Genomic DNA, 1,602 nt, shown 5'->3' with positions numbered 1-1,602 from the left:
CCGTGGCCAACGCTGCGTCGAAGATGTCGCGACTGGTTTCCCAGATGCTTGTCGAGAAATCGAGATCGCCTGCCTCAAGGCCGACGAATTGGGCCGCGTAATCGGCCTTGACGCGCTCGACTTTAAAACCCTGCTTCTCGAGAAAAGCCCCATACACGTTGGCTATGAAATCGGCATCGGTAATGCCGGTCACGACTATCTTGATGGGACCTGACTGATCCTGGGCCGCCACCTGGCCACAGGCGAGTGCCGACACAATGGTAATCGGCACAACTATTTTCTTCCCGTAAGCTATGAGATTGCCGAGCATCGAGGTCCCCGATTTCCGTGTGAATGACCCATATTCGAGCCAAGCTACGGCGCCGGGACCCTCACACACATATCATTCTGAGGGCTTTTACATTCGTGGTTTTCAAACTTTCCCCTTCGTCGTCGGCTGGGCATATAGCCCCTAGAAGCCCGCATAATTCTCGGGGACAGAAGCCACAACTCTCAAGATTTATGCTGTTTGGTTGACGTCCACCCAAATCAACGTTGCACAATATGAATGTATCGAACCCGCGGGCGGGCCTAGCTCATTCTCATCGATAGGTACCCGCAATGCAGCGCAATTGGAACCTTGTCAAAACCGACGACTCAAGCTTTGACGCCGGTATCGGCTTCCGAGCCGCCGTCGGGCTTATCTGCCTTTCGGTCGATCGCGCCAGCGTTGCCGATCTACGCAATTGGCTCTCCTTCGTAGAGGGCGTCGAGATGCTGGTGACGCGGGTACCAATGGACAAGGTGGCCGACGCTGCCTCGCTCGCGGCCATGGGCGATCACCTGACAAAGGCAGCCCAACTGCTGGCATCCAGCGGACGCCTCGATGCCATGGCATTTTCGTGCACATCCGGTACCGTCGCGATCGGCATAGAGCGGGTCCATGAGGCGCTATCGGCTGCCCAGCCGGGCATCCCGGTCGTGACGCCTATCGAGGCCGCAGCCAAAGGGCTCAAGGCGTTGGAGGCGCGGCGGATTTCGATACTCGCGCCCTACCATCAAGAAGCCGCCGACCTGGTCGCGGATCACCTCGTCGCCAAAGGCTTTGCGCTCGACCGCTGTTCGACATTCGACCTTGATGGCGACCAGCAAATGAACCGCCTGTCGCCTGCATCGCTGAAGGCCGCGGCGCGGGACGCGATCCACCCGCAAAGCGACGCTCTGTTCATTTCCTGTACCGGCCTAACGACTGCAGGCATCGTCGGCGAACTTGAGGCGGCGCTGGGCGTTCCTGTCGTTACCAGCAACCAGGCAACCGCCTGGGATGCGCTTTCTAACGCGAGCGTTGGGAACCTCTCCAGGGGAGAAGGCCGTCTGTTCGGTCAGGCACACTCAGCCAAAGTCAGCGGATGATGAATGTGCCGATCAGGGCGGGCGGGACTATCGAGGCGTTTGAGCCGGTCGGCTTGCTTTGCCGCGTTATCGCTTCGAGCTGCCTCATCGAACGATTTCGTCAGGCCTTTGTTGGCGAAGCGCAAATGCCGTGAGGTGCTGGCGTCGTTCGCCGCCTGACCTCTATTGAAGCCCGTGGAGAAGCGTGAAATGGTCGACGAGCCTCTCACT

General features: G+C 58.9%; 3 protein-coding genes. 1 reads left to right on the top strand and 2 read right to left on the bottom strand.

What is annotated here, in order from left to right; genetic code table 11:
• Positions 1–310, bottom strand: a 310-nt coding sequence (locus EOA27_RS35750; protein WP_281059515.1) for a glycine betaine ABC transporter substrate-binding protein, incomplete at its 3' end; no start/stop codon positions are given.
• Positions 311–600: 290 nt separating this feature from the next.
• Between EOA27_RS35750 and EOA27_RS35745 the strand changes: the two genes are divergently transcribed.
• Positions 601–1,392: an aspartate/glutamate racemase family protein gene (locus tag EOA27_RS35745; protein ID WP_127258645.1), complete on the top strand. Its 792-nt coding sequence runs from the start codon at positions 601–603 to the stop codon at positions 1,390–1,392.
• Here EOA27_RS35745 and EOA27_RS41710 read toward each other — a convergent pair.
• On the bottom strand, positions 1,362–1,602 hold a 241-nt coding region (locus EOA27_RS41710), incomplete at its 5' end, for a hypothetical protein (RefSeq protein ID WP_210214198.1). The two genes, EOA27_RS35745 and EOA27_RS41710, sit on opposite strands and share 31 nt — an antisense overlap.

It is taken from the genome of Mesorhizobium sp. M2A.F.Ca.ET.037.01.1.1 (assembly GCF_003998075.1).
Taxonomy (GTDB): domain Bacteria; phylum Pseudomonadota; class Alphaproteobacteria; order Rhizobiales; family Rhizobiaceae; genus Mesorhizobium.
Note: the sequence above shows the minus strand (reverse complement) of the source record. Positions and strands in the feature narration are given on the sequence as shown.